This window comes from Lysinibacillus sp. 1 U-2021 (assembly GCF_029916965.1).
Classification (GTDB): Bacteria; Bacillota; Bacilli; order Bacillales_A; family Planococcaceae; genus Lysinibacillus; species Lysinibacillus capsici.
The window spans coordinates 4,925,394-4,939,624 of the sequence record NZ_CP123966.1; the positions used below are offsets into that span (position 1 = coordinate 4,925,394).

Genomic DNA, 14,231 nt, shown 5'->3' on the forward strand with positions numbered 1-14,231 from the left:
CCTCTAAAAAATTCTTTCTAACAATTGTAAAACCTCTGAGGAGCGAGAATTGACAATTTGGTAGGCATAAACACCAAAATAAATGAGTCCAACAACGCCTGCAACAAACCCTGCAATTGTCATATACTTCTCTAGTTTATTTTTCCATTTTATAACCAACGCCCCATACCACCTTTAGATAGCGCGGATTTTTCGGATCAGCTTCAATTTTTTCACGTATTTTCCGAATGTGAACAGCTACAATATTTTCAGCATTATAAGCTTCCTCATTCCAAACACGTTCATAAATTTCACGAATCGAAAACACACGCCCTGCATTTTTCATTAATAGTTCTGTAATTTTATATTCTATCGGGGTTAGTCGAACTGGTTCTCCTTCTAGTACAACCTCTTTTGCCTCTTCATCAAGTACAAGTCCGTCTATTTCCACCTTTGTAGCTCCCTCACTATACGTTCCTAGCTGAACATAACGGCGCAGCTGAGATTTTACACGTGCCAATAGCTCTAATGGATGGAATGGCTTTGTCACATAATCATCTGCTCCAACTGATAATCCATGAATCTTATCGCCATCCTCCGCCTTAGCACTTAGCATGATAATGGGAATATTGCGCTCTTCTCTAATTTTAAAGGTTGCTGTAATTCCATCCATATTTGGCATCATGATATCTAAAATGATTAAATGTACTTCATTGTTCTCTAGCTTTTTTAATGCGTCTAAGCCATCTGCTGCTTTAATGACATGATAGCCTTCATTTTTTAAATAGATTTCAATACCATCACGAATATCTTGATCGTCATCTGTAACAAGAACTGTTAATTTCGTCATGATATACACCTCGCTCTCAAATATAAGTGTATCTTCTAAATCTTAAAAACCAGCTATTATAAAAATGAAGAATTTCTTAAGGTTTTAGCTTTTTTCTCCCACCCAATGTTAAAACAACAATGCCACCTAAAAGCATCGCTACTCCAAGCCAGGAAACTATACTTAAGTGTTCTCCAATTAAAAACACACCAAGAATTGCAGCAGTCAATGGTTCTGCTAATGAAAGTGTTACAGCTGAGGATGAACTAATTTTTTGTAGTCCACTTAAAAACAGGAAATACGCTACGCTTGTACACATAATCCCCATAAATAACATTGTCCATAAGTTGTGTACATTTACTAACCAGGAAAATCCACCTTGTAAAGAAAACGGCAGTAAAAACAAAGCGCAAATGGAGAAAGTCATAGCAACTGCGGGTAATGCCTCTTCTTGTGCCATTAATTTTTTACTTATGTTTGTGTAAAATGCAAAGGATAAACCTGCACAAAGCGCTAATGTGAATCCGCCAACGTGAACAGACTCCTCTCCATTATTCATAAACAATAAAAGACATCCGACAATGGCCATTAATGTCGCAAGTCCCCATACCGCTGTGGGACGTGTTTTCCATACTAGCCACTCCAAAACACCAGAAAACACTGGTGCACTACCAATAGTAGCAACAGTTCCAATGGCTATACCTGTTAGACGAATGGATGAGAAGAAAAGACCTTGGAAAAGTGCAATACTAGCCGCAGCTAAAATTGTCCATTTCCATGACCACCTTAAAAAATTAATTTTCCTCATTATAATCGTAATAGCTAATAATAAACTGCCACCAATTGCAGAACGAATCATGGCCACTGCTATTGGAGATACCCCTTGATCCAAATAGGTTTGGGCAGTACCTGTCATTCCCCATAGAATAGCTGCTAGTAATACAAACAATGAATTTAACATTTATCAACTCATCCCCACTCCACATCTTTATCCATACTAATCATACATATTTATCCAAAATCAAACAATTATCATTTTTACTTTTCTTTTAATTCCAATAGTATGTTTTCTCATGATTGGACGTTATAATAAAAACAGTAAAAGGAGCGAATCGTATGTACAAATCAATTGGAGAGACAGCTATTGATCTTGGTATGCCTGAGGATCAAGTAATGCGTCTAGTTTACGAAGGACGCATCCGTTCTGTTTACGATGGCCAACAAATTTTAATCAATAGTGGACAATTCAGCACTTATTTTAAACAATTGGAACGTATAAAAGAGGAAATTGAAATTTGGCGTGCTACCCCTATTCCAGAGGACATAGACGTCAAAGATGAAGACTAAAAGCCCACCATTCATACAATTGAACATTGTTGAATGGCGGGCCTTTTTTAAAGCTTTTATTAGATTGTCACAACAAATCCTGCTCTTTTCCCAATGATTTCAGCATAATCTTCTACCATGACACTCGCTGTTGGATACATTCCTGCTCCAGGACCGATTAATGTTAATGTACCAATATAGTTAGTCTCTAATGCCACCGCATTGAACACATCATCGACTGGATAAAGTGGATGCTCTTTATCAACTAGTTGAGGGCCTACTTTTGCAATAATCTTACCGTCAGCTAGTTTTTCCACTTCAGCTACATGGCGGTAACGTAGACCCTTTTCACATGCTTCATGAACTTGTTCTGCAGAGATACTATCGATCCCAATTACCTCTACATCTGACCAGTCAGGCTGCTCACCAAAAGCTAAGGCACTTAATATCATTAATTTTTTAAATGCATCCTGTCCAGATATATCATTATATGGATCTGCTTCGGCATAACCTAAGCCTTGTGCCTCTTTTAAAGCTGTTTCGAACGACCAGCCCTGTGCACGCATTTTTGTTAAAATATAATTACATGTGCCGTTTAAGACACCTTGAATACGACTTACATCATTTACAAGTAAGATATTTTTCATTGTTTTTATAACAGGTACGCCACCAGCAGTAGTAGCCTCATAGCCTACAAAAACGCCATTAGCTTTTGCAAGATCCTGCAACTCCAAACCTCGTTTGGCAAACATCACTTTATTGGCAGTAATAACATGACACTTATGTTCCACCGCTCGCTTTAAATAACTGTATGCAGGTTCTTCGTTCACAATTGCTTCAAACACAACCTGCATACCTGGCTCTGCTAAGACTTCATCCATACTTGTTGTCATTAAATGTGCTGTGCCTGGGACACGTTCACGACTAGCATCTGTCACTAAAATCTTCGCTACCTCTAATTCAATACCTAATTTATTTTTTAGCTCTTCTCGTTTTTCATTTAAAATATGGTAAATCCCCTGACCTACCGTTCCAAATCCTAAAATCGCTGCCTTTATAGTTGCCATTCTTATTATTCCCTCCAACTTACATTCCGCAGTTTCATTAAAGCTAACTCTCTATGGGGTTGTGTCATAACAATTTGACACCCACCGCAGCCTTTAGCCAACAACTCTCTTTGTATGAGTTTCGCTATTTCTATATGTGTTAGGACACATACAAATTCAAATAATTCAAAATTTAACTTAAAGAAAATTGTAACGCAAATACACACTTTGCACAAGAAAAATCTTTCTAGGAAGGACATTTGTTTTCTCTAGATGTGCAAAAGAAATCGGTTTCATTCCCTTTATTATACGTTTTATTAATCAATCTATAAGATTTGAACAAATATTGACTATTTACATTTCAATATATGAATGTCTTTCTTCTATTATATATATGTATGCTCAGACACTCATAACAATCCTTTTAAAGAAAAAACTCATTCCCTGTAGCAGCAGAGAATGAGCTTAAAAATATGAGGGGGTTTTAACTTGCTTTTGAAAGCAATTGATAACGATATTGTGCTAAAGCTTGTTGAACAAGACTAATCTCTTCTTCTGTAAAATTTGGTATTGCATACGTACGTTCCACTAATTGAAATGTACCATACTTCAAGTAAAACTCTGTCGCAGGAAGTGAGATATGGCTCACACCGTACTGTTCATAAGTCTCAAATACTTCCTTAACAGTAAAGTTTTCTTCTGTAAAAACATGTTCTTGAAATGCTGTATGACCAAAAACTTCCTGCCATTTTCTTTCGACTGATGTAAGAAGGTGTTGAATGGATTTATTGTTGACAAATACATGCCCTTCATTTAGCTCATATATTAGATAGGATACAATGTTTTGCGCACTATAGATGTTACCCATTTTAAACACTCCTTTATCATCAGTTTTTGGGAAGAGTAGTCACTGGCTAGGCAACTACCCTTCTATATATTCAAAAGTGGGGGAGCACTTATGAAAACATTTACCTTTTTTAAAAAGAATTTTCGTACCATTAACTTATTTCCTAGTATAGAACATGGATTTAAATAAGTCAACAATACATATATAATTACTTGGTATTATTTTTTATAAGGTTCTGATAATTAACGGGTGCAGTAATAGGTTGATGTAGCAGCGTTTAACGCATTACCAAATGAGGCTAATCGAATGAGAAAATACGTAAACGCCACAACATTCTACCATTTGTTTTAAATTTTAAGCTTCTACTGTTTGTTCAGCTGTTGTTGCCTGTGTAATGGCTTGATCTAAATCAGCAATAATATCCTCTACTGCCTCTAAACCGATGGATAAGCGAATGAGCGACTCGGTTACACCAGCTTGAACTAATTCGTCTGCTGATAGTTGCTGATGAGTAGTGGAAGCTGGATGAATAATTAATGACTTTGCATCACCTACATTTGCTACATGTGAGAATAATTTCACGCTATCAATAAGCTTTCGCCCAGCTTCTCGTCCACCCTTTATGCCAAATGTAAGCACTGAACCGAAGCCATTTCTTAAATATTTTTTTGCTAACCCATGTGTCGGAAAATCTTCTAGGCCATTATAATTTACATACTCCACAGATGGGTGGTTTTGTAAATACTCAGCCACTGCCAATGCATTTTCATTGTGTTTAGGGATACGCAGATGAAGCGTTTCTAACCCTTGCAATAAATTAAAGGCAGCATCAGCACTTAATGTTGGACCAAAATCACGTAATAATTGTACACGTAGCTTTGTAGCAAAGGCAGCAGAAGCTGTATCAATTCCATAACGTAGACCATGGTAAGAGGCATCTGGTTCAGTAAAACCAGGGAATCGACCGCTAGTCCAATCAAACTTACCAGCGTCTACAACAACGCCCCCTAAAGTTGTGCCATGACCTCCTATCCATTTAGTTGCTGAATGAACCACAACATCTGCACCGTATTCAATAGGTGTAGAACCGTAAGGAGAAGCGAACGTGCTGTCAATAATTAATGGTAGACCATTATCATGTGCAATTTTAGCTACTGCTTCAATATCTAAAACCTTTAAGCTTGGATTACCATAAACCTCTGCAAAGACAGCTTTTGTTTTATCAGTAATCGCCGCATTAAAATTCTCTGGGTTTGTTTCATCTACAAAAATCGTTTTAATACCATAGTTTGGTAATGTGTTAGCAAATAAATTATACGTACCACCATATAAAGAACTAGCTGCTACTATCTCATCACCAGCTCCAGCTAGATTTAAAATGGAAAATGCGATAGCTGCTGCACCAGATGAAAGTGCTACTGCTGCTGTTCCACCTTCCAATAAAGCCACACGTTTTTCAAACACATCAACTGTTGGATTGGTAATTCGTGTGTAAATGTTCCCTGCTTCCTCTAAGGCAAAAAGACGTTGCGCATGAGCAGTGTCTTTAAATACAAAAGCAGTTGAGCGATAGACTGGAACTGTGCGAGAACCCGTCACTGGGTCTGGCTCTTGACCACCATGCAACAGCAATGTTTCTGGTTTAAAATTTGTCATTGTGTACCTCCAAATGGTTATTTTTTTACGATGGTACCGGAGATGAGGAGGATTTTTCTGTAGAAAACAAAAACCCTCTTCAGCTAAGAAGAGGGTTGCGGTTGCAAGTTTTCCTCCCCTTATCTGCCAGATCCAAGTAAGAATCTGTAGGAATTAGCACCTTAGTAAGCTCATTGCTTACTGGTTGCCGGGCATCATAGGGCCTATCCCTCCGCCGCTCTTGATAAGAGTATGAGATTCAATTTCCATCGTTGTTACACAGTATAAACATAGAGTTTTTTTCTGTCAACATGTAAATTTTATTTTTTCCGAAACTTCTGTCTGCTCTTATACGTAATATGAACGCATACACTATTTTAGAAAAAATTTTGAGAGGAGTATTTTTATGGTAAAAGCCGTGATCATTTTTCTTATGATTGGCTATTTAATAGGCTGTATTCACGGCTCTAAAGTAGCCCAATTTTTATCGGGGGTTGATTTAAAAAAGGCTGGCCACGGTAATGCTGGTGCCTCTAATGCTACTCTTTCCCTCGGCTGGAAATATGGCGTTTTAGTAGCCCTCATCGATATAGGGAAAGGCGTTGTGGCTATTATAGGTGCACATTTTTATCTAGCGGACGCCATTCATTTAACAGAAGAACAGATTTGGCTGCTTACTTATATTATGGCTGCTGGGGTTATTTTAGGTCATAATTTCCCATTCTACATGGGCTTCAACGGCGGGAAAGGAACGGCCTCCATCATTGGTATTTTACTTGCCGTTGATTGGAAGATTGGTTTATTTGCACTTATTTTATTTGTTATTTTATCCTTTGCAACAAATTATTTAATTGTTGGTGTGCTAGAATTTTATCTCGTGTTTTGTACAGCAACTTATTTATGGATTCCTGGCATTGGTCCAACCATTATAGCTCTTTTTCTTTTTGGCATAGCCATCATCCTGCATCTTGAAAATATTAAACGATTAGTCAATGGCACAGAGCCTAAAGTAACTTCTGCCTTTAAGAAAAAGAAATAATATTTTATGGATATTTTTGTATTTTTTGTGACCATGTATTTTCTCTTTATCTACTCATATTGCTGTAAAAAACACCATTTTCACATAGATTTTTATCTACAATAAAATACATATATTCTTATCTTAATAAAACATTATACAGGCCGATGTTATGGATAATAATCGTCATTTTTATCGTAGAAAGGATGAGGAAATATGTCTTCACCAAAGCAAGCAGCTACAAAACTTAATTTAAAGCCACTATGGATTGGCTTGGCATTCGCGTTACTTATCATTATTACCTTTTTACCTAATAATGGTGATTTACCTATAGCTGGACAACGAGCTTTAGCCATTTTAGCTTTTGCAGTCATCCTTTGGGTTACAGAGGCCGTTTCATATCCTGTAAGCTCGGCCATGATCATTGCACTAGTAACTGTATTACTAGGACTCGCTCCGTCAATGGATGATCCAACTACAGAGCTAGGAACAGCTAGCGCATTAAAATTATCTTTAAGTGGCTTTAGTAATTCTGCCGTTGCTTTAGTAGCAGCAGCTCTTTTTCTAGCGGCAGCAATGCAAATTACTAATCTACATAAACGACTTGCTCTTTGGATTCTTTCACTGGTGGGAACGAAAACAAAAGCTATCGTATTTGGCGCTATTTTAGTCTCTATCGTCCTCGCATTTTTTGTACCCTCTGCTACAGCACGAGCTGGCGCGGTAGTACCGATATTGCTTGGAATGGTTGCAGCGTTTGGTTTACCACGTGATAGTCGGCTTGCTGCCTTGTTAGTTATTACTTCGGTACAAGCCGTTTCCATTTGGAATATCGGTATTAAGACTGCAGCAGCTCAAAATATGGTGGCCTTAAACTTTATCCAAGAGCAATTTAACGTGGATATTTCATGGGGTGCTTGGCTACTTTATGCCGCCCCCTTCTCAATTATTATGTCTATCTTTTTATTTTTCATTATGATTGCTTTAATTAAACCTGAGACTAGCAATATCGAAGGTGGTAAAGAGGTCATCAAAAAACAGCTTGCAGAGCTGGGCCCATTAAAGGCTCCTGAAATTCGTTTAATCATTACATCCGTAGTTTTACTATTTTTCTGGGCAACTGAAGGAAAGCTACATCCATTCGATACGACAACAGTCACAATTATTGCTATCGCTATTCTATTAATGCCCAAAATCGGTGTGTATTCATGGAAGGAAGTTGAGCCCCATATTCCATGGGGGACAATTATCGTCTTTGCGGTAGGTATTATGTTAGGAACCATTTTACTGAATACGCAAGGTGCTGCATGGTTATCAGATAAAGTTTTCGGTTCACTTGGGCTAGATACTATGCCTTTACTAGCAACCATTGCACTCGTAACTTTATTTAACATTTTGATTCATTTAGGCTTTGCAAGCGCAACTAGCTTAGCCTCAGCACTTATACCTGTGTTTATCGTTTTAGCCTCCACATTAACGGCTAATGTTGATCAAGTTGGTTTTGTTATTGTGCAACAATTCGTCATAAGCTTTGGCTTCCTATTACCAATTAGTGCACCACAAAACATGCTTGCCTATGGTACAGGCTCCTTTACAACAAAGGATTTCTTGAAATCTGGAATTCCATTAACCATTATCGGTTTCCTTCTCGTACTTTTGTTCTCTGCAACTTATTGGAAATGGATTGGATTATTATAGAACTTTCATTAAATTAAAACGTAAAAGCCTTGAAGAAACAGACTATCTGTCCTTCAAGGCTTTTAAGATAAGACTATTGTTTCGTAAAAGCAGGGTCCTTCATCGTACCGTTTTTCGCATAGTTAACGTGCCATGATAGTGCTTTTTCTAGGTCATGTGGTGTGTGATGTCCACCCGTTGCCTCATTGGCATCATTAAAGTACTGCCACAACTGCTCCCTATAATCAGGATGTGCACAATTATCAATGATAAGTCCCACTCGTTCTTTTGGAGCAAGTCCTCGTAAATCTGCTACGCCCTGTTCAGTTACAATGACATCAACATCATGCTCCGTATGATCCACATGTGAGACCATTGGGACAATACTCGAAATATCTCCACCCTTAGCATAAGACTTTGTTACAAAAATTCCTAAACGTGCATTACGAGCAAAGTCACCAGACCCTCCGATACCATTCATCATCTTTGTACCAGAAACATGTGTGGAATTCACATTGCCGTAAATATCTAATTCCAATGCCGTATTCACTGAAATTAATCCGAGTCGACGAATAATTTCAGGCTGATTTGAAATTTCTTGAGGGCGCAGCACTAATTTATCAGCATATTTTTCAAAATTCCCATAAACACGGTTTCCTACTTGCTCAGAAAGGGTAATAGAAGTTGCAGATGCAAAATTCACTTTCCCTGCATCCATTAATTCAAATACTGCATCCTGGAGAACTTCAGAATAAACTTCTAAGTTCTCAAACTCAGAGTCTTTAAAGCCTAGCAATACAGCATTTGCTACTGAACCTACACCAGATTGAATTGGTCGCAAACTTGTAGTTAAGCGACCTACTTTAATCTCTTCACGTAGGAAATTTAATAAGTGATTAGCCATAACATCTGTCTCTTCATCCGCAGGGACAATTGTTGATGGCGCATCTAATATATCCGAAATGACGATGCCTTTTACTTTATCTAAATCTAGTGGAATTCCAATTATACCAAGACGATCAGAAACATTCTGTAAAGGAATTGGATCACGTTTTCCTTGTTGTGCAGGTACATAAATATCATGTATACCTTCTAATGCATCAAGCTGTGCTACGTTTAATTCAATGATGACTTGGTCTGCTTCTTGCACAAAAATAGGAGAGTTACCAACTGATGTTGTAGGAATTAATAAGCCTTCTTCTGTAATAGCAGCAGCTTCAATGATCGCAAAATCAATTGGTCCAATAATACCTTGACGAACAAGCTCAGCATTATGGGAAAGATGGGCATCGACAAATGTGATATCACCACTATTGATTTTATTACGAATACCAGAATCTGCTTGGAAAGGACCGCGCTTACGAATGACCCCTGCTTCCGCTAAATATTGGTCTACTTCAGGTCCAAGTGATGCACCTGTAAAGACATCTACTTGAAAATCCTCTTTTTTTGCTTTTTCTACAAGTGCAAGAGGTACAACCTTAACATCGCCAGCACGTGTGAATCCGCTCATCCCTAATACCATGCCATCCTTAATCCAAGAAGCTGCTTCTTCTGCTGTTACAACCTTGCTTCGTAATTGTTCATGACGAAGCTTTTTCGCTAACTTTTCTTCCATTCCCTATTCCTCCATTCCACTTTATTTTTGTTCAACTTGCATATTTGGTTCCAGTAAATCTGTGACATCCGTCAGAGAGTGTATCTTTATTCCAGAAGGATCTCATCACCTAATAGCTAATGCTGTCTAAACATTTGTGAATAAAGATCATGTAATTTTTGGTAGCACAACCAAATAAACAGTCGCTTCTATAATTTTATACTATTTAGAATATTTAATCTATATCAAATGAAATATTTTACTTTACGAGATAATTTCGACATTTATAAATTATTTATAAATAACTTTTTGTTCCTCATTATTCGATTTTGCTAGAAAAGCATGCTATGCTCAAGGTATAGAACAGACACAAAGGAGAGAGTTTTTAATGGTTAAAGAACTATTACGTAGCCATTCCTCGGTACGCATCTATGATGGAGAACCGATTTCAAAAGAAATCATTGAAGATTTAATTGGAACAGCACAAATGGCTGCAACATCACATTTTGTGCAAGCCTATAGTGTAATATGGGTAACAGATGCAGATAAAAAGGAAAAATTAGGCTTACTCTCTGGTAATCCACGTCAATATGAAACTTCAGGTGGGGCATTTGTTTTTTGCGTAGATTTCAAGCGACTTCAAATGGCCGGGAAACTAGAGGGAGTGGATATTGTAGCTGATTCTGCTGAAAATGTCCTTGTTGGGGTAGCAGATGTATCATTGTTTGCACAGAATTTTGTTATTGCGGCTGAATCAATGGGTTATGGCATTTGCTATATTGGAGGTGTACGCAATAAACCTTCTGAAATCAGTGAATTATTTAATCTGCCTGATCACGTTTTCCCATTATTCGGGCTAACAATCGGCGTTCCTGTACGTCGCAATGAGGTAAAACCTCGTTTACCTGTATCTGCTGTATTACATGAAAATGAATACAATGTTGAAAAATATGAAGAACTCTTACCAGCCTACAACGAGGAAATGGAAATATATTATAACAGCCGCTCGTCTAACAGAAAAATTGATAACTGGACAAAACAGATGGCTGACTTTTTAATTGAACAACGACGTCCGCATATCAAAGAGTTTTTAGCAACTAAAGGGTTTAATTGGAAATAAACGAACGAAAATGGAGTTACTATCGTATGATAATAATTCCATTTTTTACATAAAAATATTACCTATATATATTCAATCTAGGGATATTGCCACAATTACTTCTATAAATCTAACCTTAAATTAAACGAAAAGACTCTTTCCTTTTCCAGCTATTCCATTCATATTAATAAATGATACCTATTAAAGAAAGGAGTTATAGAAACAATGTCCAATATCAATAAACATCTTGCTCGCACCTTAGAACAACAGCATAAGAGAAGTGTAAGAGGTTTATTCTTAAAAATTGAAGACTTAAATAATGAATGCACCCAATTAAGAAAAAGACTGGAGCCACATATTGATTTGAATGTATATAAAAAACCCATTGATTATGTCAATCAGTTCGTTTCTCACACTACTATACTCAATTTAAAATTCGTTACGAATACACAGAATTTAGAAGTAGTTGTCTTGCATGCTCTTTTATTATCCTATATTTTAGAAAACACTCAAAGCCATGCTTTTGAATATGAAGATAAATTGTTACAGGGGTATATACAAGAAATCTTTACACTAAATGATCATGCAAAAAGACTATTTATGAACCATAGAGAAAAGATGCTTACCTATGTTCAAGGGCAAGCTACATAAAAAAGACGATCTTCGTAATAACAAGATCGTCTTTTGTTCTTTTATTGTAGTCCTCTAATTATAAGAGAGCGAACTGGTAGGAACTGCTCTCCTGTATCTCCATAAGTGAGTATTACCTCATCACCCTCCTGTAAATAAATTGCTAAAGGTTCTGTTTCGGCACTCACTAAATAATTTTCACCATTGTTTAATAAGAAAGATACAGTTGTAAAATCGCCTAGACGTTCTTTATATACACGTAATACCTTACCACTTATTTGTTTTTCCTCAGCACTTGAGCTACCATCTACAGTATTTCCTCCTCGACTTAAGGCTGTTTTATATAATTTCAATGCCTCCTTAGGAGTAGTAGCGTAAACGGAAATTTCAGGATTGGCTGCAGAAACAATAAAATAGTTTTGTAAGAAACCATTGGAATCTAGCACCGCTGTCAGCCAGCTCGCTTCTCCATAAAAGTTATACAACACTGGCATTTCGCCACTCCACTTTTTCTCAATAAATTTCTTCTCTATTATTTGTAAATTACCTTGTGAATCCATATAACTTGAGTCTTGATTCCCTGTATAGTATGTTGCATCCCCTGTTCGTGCGTTAGTTAGTGAATAGCCTAACATTGAATCTACACCTTCTTTAGGACTTGTAAAATCTGTAAAGTAATACATATCACCCTTCTCATCGAAAATCGGGCTAACATTCGATTCTGTTCCTTCATCAGAAGGAATCTTTACATCCTTTTTACCAAACATACTATTCCAAAAACCATGTACATAATTACCGAAATAACTGTTTTGTAAACTTACTGTCTCTGGTGATACAGCACCATCAATAAATTCAGGTATTTGATCCAGTTTAATGACCTCTGATTTCCCCGTCAGCGCATCAACCAAGACAATTCCTTTTACATCAAAGCCATTACGCGCAGAAATAAATTCCCCATATGAGCGAATATAGTATGGCTTTCCTTCATCATCTACTTCCAGCTGTACGTCACCGTAAAAAATTAGGAATGGATGTTGTAAACGAATATGACGTTCTAAATTAGCATTTAAATATGCAGAAGGCACATATTTCATTTCCTCTTTAATAAATTTAGGATTATCCGCAGAATCTGTAGCACTCATTATGAAGTAACCAGGTGTTGTACCACCGTTCATCCATTTAAAGAATCCAGAAAATTCAACTGGTGCAATATAAACATATTCGCCCCTCACCTTTTGAATTTGTAAGCGTCCTAATTCATAGTAGCTCGTATTTGGCACTTGTCCGAAAGCCTTTTTCATTTTATTACGAGCAAATTTCGGTGGTACACTTGCAGGTGTTTGTGTCTCATCGAATGGTTTTATTTCAACTTCTTCCTTCATTTCGGATGACTTAAATTTTTCATTAGCATTCCATAAGGGTGCTGATAAAACATACACAGCTACCCCTAAACTTGCTAAAAATAAAACACCTTTTATTTTCCGTTCGATACCACTTGCTAGCAGAGCACCCGCTAACGTTAATAAAATAATAGCCGGCCAAAAAACAAGCCAATTTACATCAATTTTTGTTACATATAACGTAATCCCTGTGGCTAAAAACCCTAGTATAAAGACTCCTATAAAAAAATATCCTATTACTTTTTTCGATTGTCCATCTTCTCGCTTCTTCGTAATAAGCGGTGTCACTAACACACTTGCGATCAATGCAATGACTGCAGAAGCTATCAGTAGCTTAGTCATTTGGTTCATCCTCTCTTCTTCTTTCTCACTACTTACTTTACGGTTACATACTAAAAAAGTTTCATACATACGTTGTACAGAAAGGAATTCTACCATAAATATTGAATTTCAAAAGGAAAGGAGCTGAAAAATTTGTTAAAAAAATTATTAATCAGTGTCATTATTTTATTGGGTCTTTATTATATTTTTCTCTTTTCCCATATTGCTGAAAGTTTAAAACTCATCTTTAAAGTGATTCCTATGTTGCTCATCATTATTTTAGCTGCGATTCAGAAGCCATTACATATTAAAAAATACCAACTTTTGATTATTGCTGGGCTTGTATTCTGCATGATTGGAGACTATACATTGCAGTGGTTTTTAATCGGTCTAACTAGCTTTCTTATCGGGCATATCTTTTATATTTTTGCTTTCTCTACTGCAAATGAGCGGCATGTACCAACTTGGGCAAAGATACTTTTATTACTCTATGGAACAAGTATGGCTATATGGATTGCGGGATCTGTCTTTAAAACAGGTGAAACCATACTTGGTATTGCCGTAATCGCCTACATTTCTGTGATACTCACAATGGGATGGACAGCTATTAAAACTGGATCTACTCTGGCAACAATTGGTGCAATATTATTTATTGCATCTGATTCTTATTTAGCTATTAACAAATTTGTCATGCCACTAGCATTTTCTCATGAAATTATCATGCTGACTTATTATAGCGCCCAATTACTTATTGCTTTAAGTATCCTTCAATATTCCGAAATCCGAAGTAAAGTGTTACAATAATATCAATTATGTCAAGGCATAAT

14 protein-coding genes and 1 riboswitch are annotated in these 14,231 nt (G+C 36.8%); of the genes, 6 read left to right on the forward strand and 8 right to left on the reverse strand.

The features are described from left to right. Positions 1 to 3: 3 nt before the first annotated feature. From QH639_RS25960 to QH639_RS25970, 3 genes are all read right to left on the reverse strand, one after another. Positions 4 to 159 (reverse strand): hypothetical protein, encoded by a 156-nt coding sequence (locus QH639_RS25960; RefSeq protein ID WP_193767359.1) that lies wholly within the window; start codon positions 157 to 159, stop codon positions 4 to 6. Next, the gene (locus QH639_RS25965; RefSeq protein WP_004229740.1) at positions 137 to 829 is read right to left on the reverse strand and encodes a response regulator transcription factor; all 693 of its coding nucleotides are present in this window, start codon (positions 827 to 829) and stop codon (positions 137 to 139) included. The genes QH639_RS25960 and QH639_RS25965 overlap by 23 nt, the downstream gene beginning before the upstream one ends. A 76-nt stretch (positions 830 to 905) precedes the next feature. Continuing rightward, positions 906 to 1,769: a DMT family transporter gene (locus tag QH639_RS25970; RefSeq protein WP_131520690.1), complete on the reverse strand. Its 864-nt coding sequence runs from the start codon at positions 1,767 to 1,769 to the stop codon at positions 906 to 908. 155 nt (positions 1,770 to 1,924) lie between these two features. On the opposite strand from QH639_RS25970, the gene QH639_RS25975 reads away from it, so the two are divergent. Next, positions 1,925 to 2,155 (forward strand): MerR family transcriptional regulator, encoded by a 231-nt coding sequence (locus tag QH639_RS25975; protein WP_281115471.1) that lies wholly within the window; start codon positions 1,925 to 1,927, stop codon positions 2,153 to 2,155. A gap of 59 nt (positions 2,156 to 2,214) precedes the next feature. Here QH639_RS25975 and QH639_RS25980 read toward each other — a convergent pair whose 3' ends face one another. The 3 genes from QH639_RS25980 to QH639_RS25990 all read right to left on the reverse strand — a co-directional run bounded on the left by QH639_RS25980 (position 2,215) and on the right by QH639_RS25990 (position 5,683). Further along, on the reverse strand, positions 2,215 to 3,201 hold the full coding sequence (locus QH639_RS25980) for a homoserine dehydrogenase (RefSeq protein WP_066038433.1): 987 nt from the start codon (positions 3,199 to 3,201) through the stop codon (positions 2,215 to 2,217). 463 nt (positions 3,202 to 3,664) lie between these two features. Then, complete coding sequence (locus QH639_RS25985) at positions 3,665 to 4,048, reverse strand: hypothetical protein (protein ID WP_131520688.1); 384 nt, start codon at positions 4,046 to 4,048, stop codon at positions 3,665 to 3,667. 333 nt (positions 4,049 to 4,381) lie between these two features. Beyond that, positions 4,382 to 5,683, reverse strand: coding sequence for an O-acetylhomoserine aminocarboxypropyltransferase/cysteine synthase family protein (locus tag QH639_RS25990; RefSeq protein ID WP_131520687.1), 1,302 nt, complete (start codon positions 5,681 to 5,683; stop codon positions 4,382 to 4,384). A 116-nt stretch (positions 5,684 to 5,799) separates the two neighbouring features. Further along, positions 5,800 to 5,913: riboswitch (SAM riboswitch) on the reverse strand. 155 nt (positions 5,914 to 6,068) lie between these two features. Here QH639_RS25990 and QH639_RS25995 point away from each other — a divergent pair. Both QH639_RS25995 and QH639_RS26000 read left to right on the forward strand, forming a co-directional pair. Next, positions 6,069 to 6,701, forward strand: a complete 633-nt coding sequence (locus QH639_RS25995; RefSeq protein ID WP_131520686.1) for a glycerol-3-phosphate acyltransferase — start codon at positions 6,069 to 6,071, stop codon at positions 6,699 to 6,701. Positions 6,702 to 6,896: 195 nt separating this feature from the next. After that, complete coding sequence (locus QH639_RS26000; RefSeq protein WP_281115472.1) at positions 6,897 to 8,378, forward strand: DASS family sodium-coupled anion symporter; 1,482 nt, start codon at positions 6,897 to 6,899, stop codon at positions 8,376 to 8,378. Positions 8,379 to 8,451: 73 nt separating this feature from the next. On the opposite strand, the gene QH639_RS26005 is transcribed toward QH639_RS26000, so the two are convergent. After that, positions 8,452 to 9,975, reverse strand: a complete 1,524-nt coding sequence (locus QH639_RS26005) for a succinyl-CoA:acetate CoA-transferase ScpC (protein WP_259419727.1) — start codon at positions 9,973 to 9,975, stop codon at positions 8,452 to 8,454. A 367-nt stretch (positions 9,976 to 10,342) separates the two neighbouring features. On the opposite strand from QH639_RS26005, the gene chrR reads away from it, so the two are divergent. Then, the gene (gene chrR / locus QH639_RS26010; protein WP_259419726.1) at positions 10,343 to 11,074 is read left to right on the forward strand and encodes a class II chromate reductase ChrR; all 732 of its coding nucleotides are present in this window, start codon (positions 10,343 to 10,345) and stop codon (positions 11,072 to 11,074) included. A 204-nt stretch (positions 11,075 to 11,278) separates the two neighbouring features. Beyond that, positions 11,279 to 11,704 (forward strand): hypothetical protein, encoded by a 426-nt coding sequence (locus tag QH639_RS26015; RefSeq protein ID WP_054549068.1) that lies wholly within the window; start codon positions 11,279 to 11,281, stop codon positions 11,702 to 11,704. A 41-nt stretch (positions 11,705 to 11,745) separates the two neighbouring features. Here QH639_RS26015 and QH639_RS26020 read toward each other — a convergent pair whose 3' ends face one another. Then, positions 11,746 to 13,425 (reverse strand): hypothetical protein, encoded by a 1,680-nt coding sequence (locus tag QH639_RS26020; RefSeq protein ID WP_259419725.1) that lies wholly within the window; start codon positions 13,423 to 13,425, stop codon positions 11,746 to 11,748. A 132-nt stretch (positions 13,426 to 13,557) separates the two neighbouring features. On the opposite strand from QH639_RS26020, the gene QH639_RS26025 reads away from it, so the two are divergent. Beyond that, a complete protein-coding gene (locus QH639_RS26025; RefSeq protein ID WP_131520683.1) occupies positions 13,558 to 14,208 on the forward strand; it encodes a lysoplasmalogenase in 651 nt (216 codons plus the stop codon). Positions 14,209 to 14,231 lie beyond the last annotated feature (23 nt).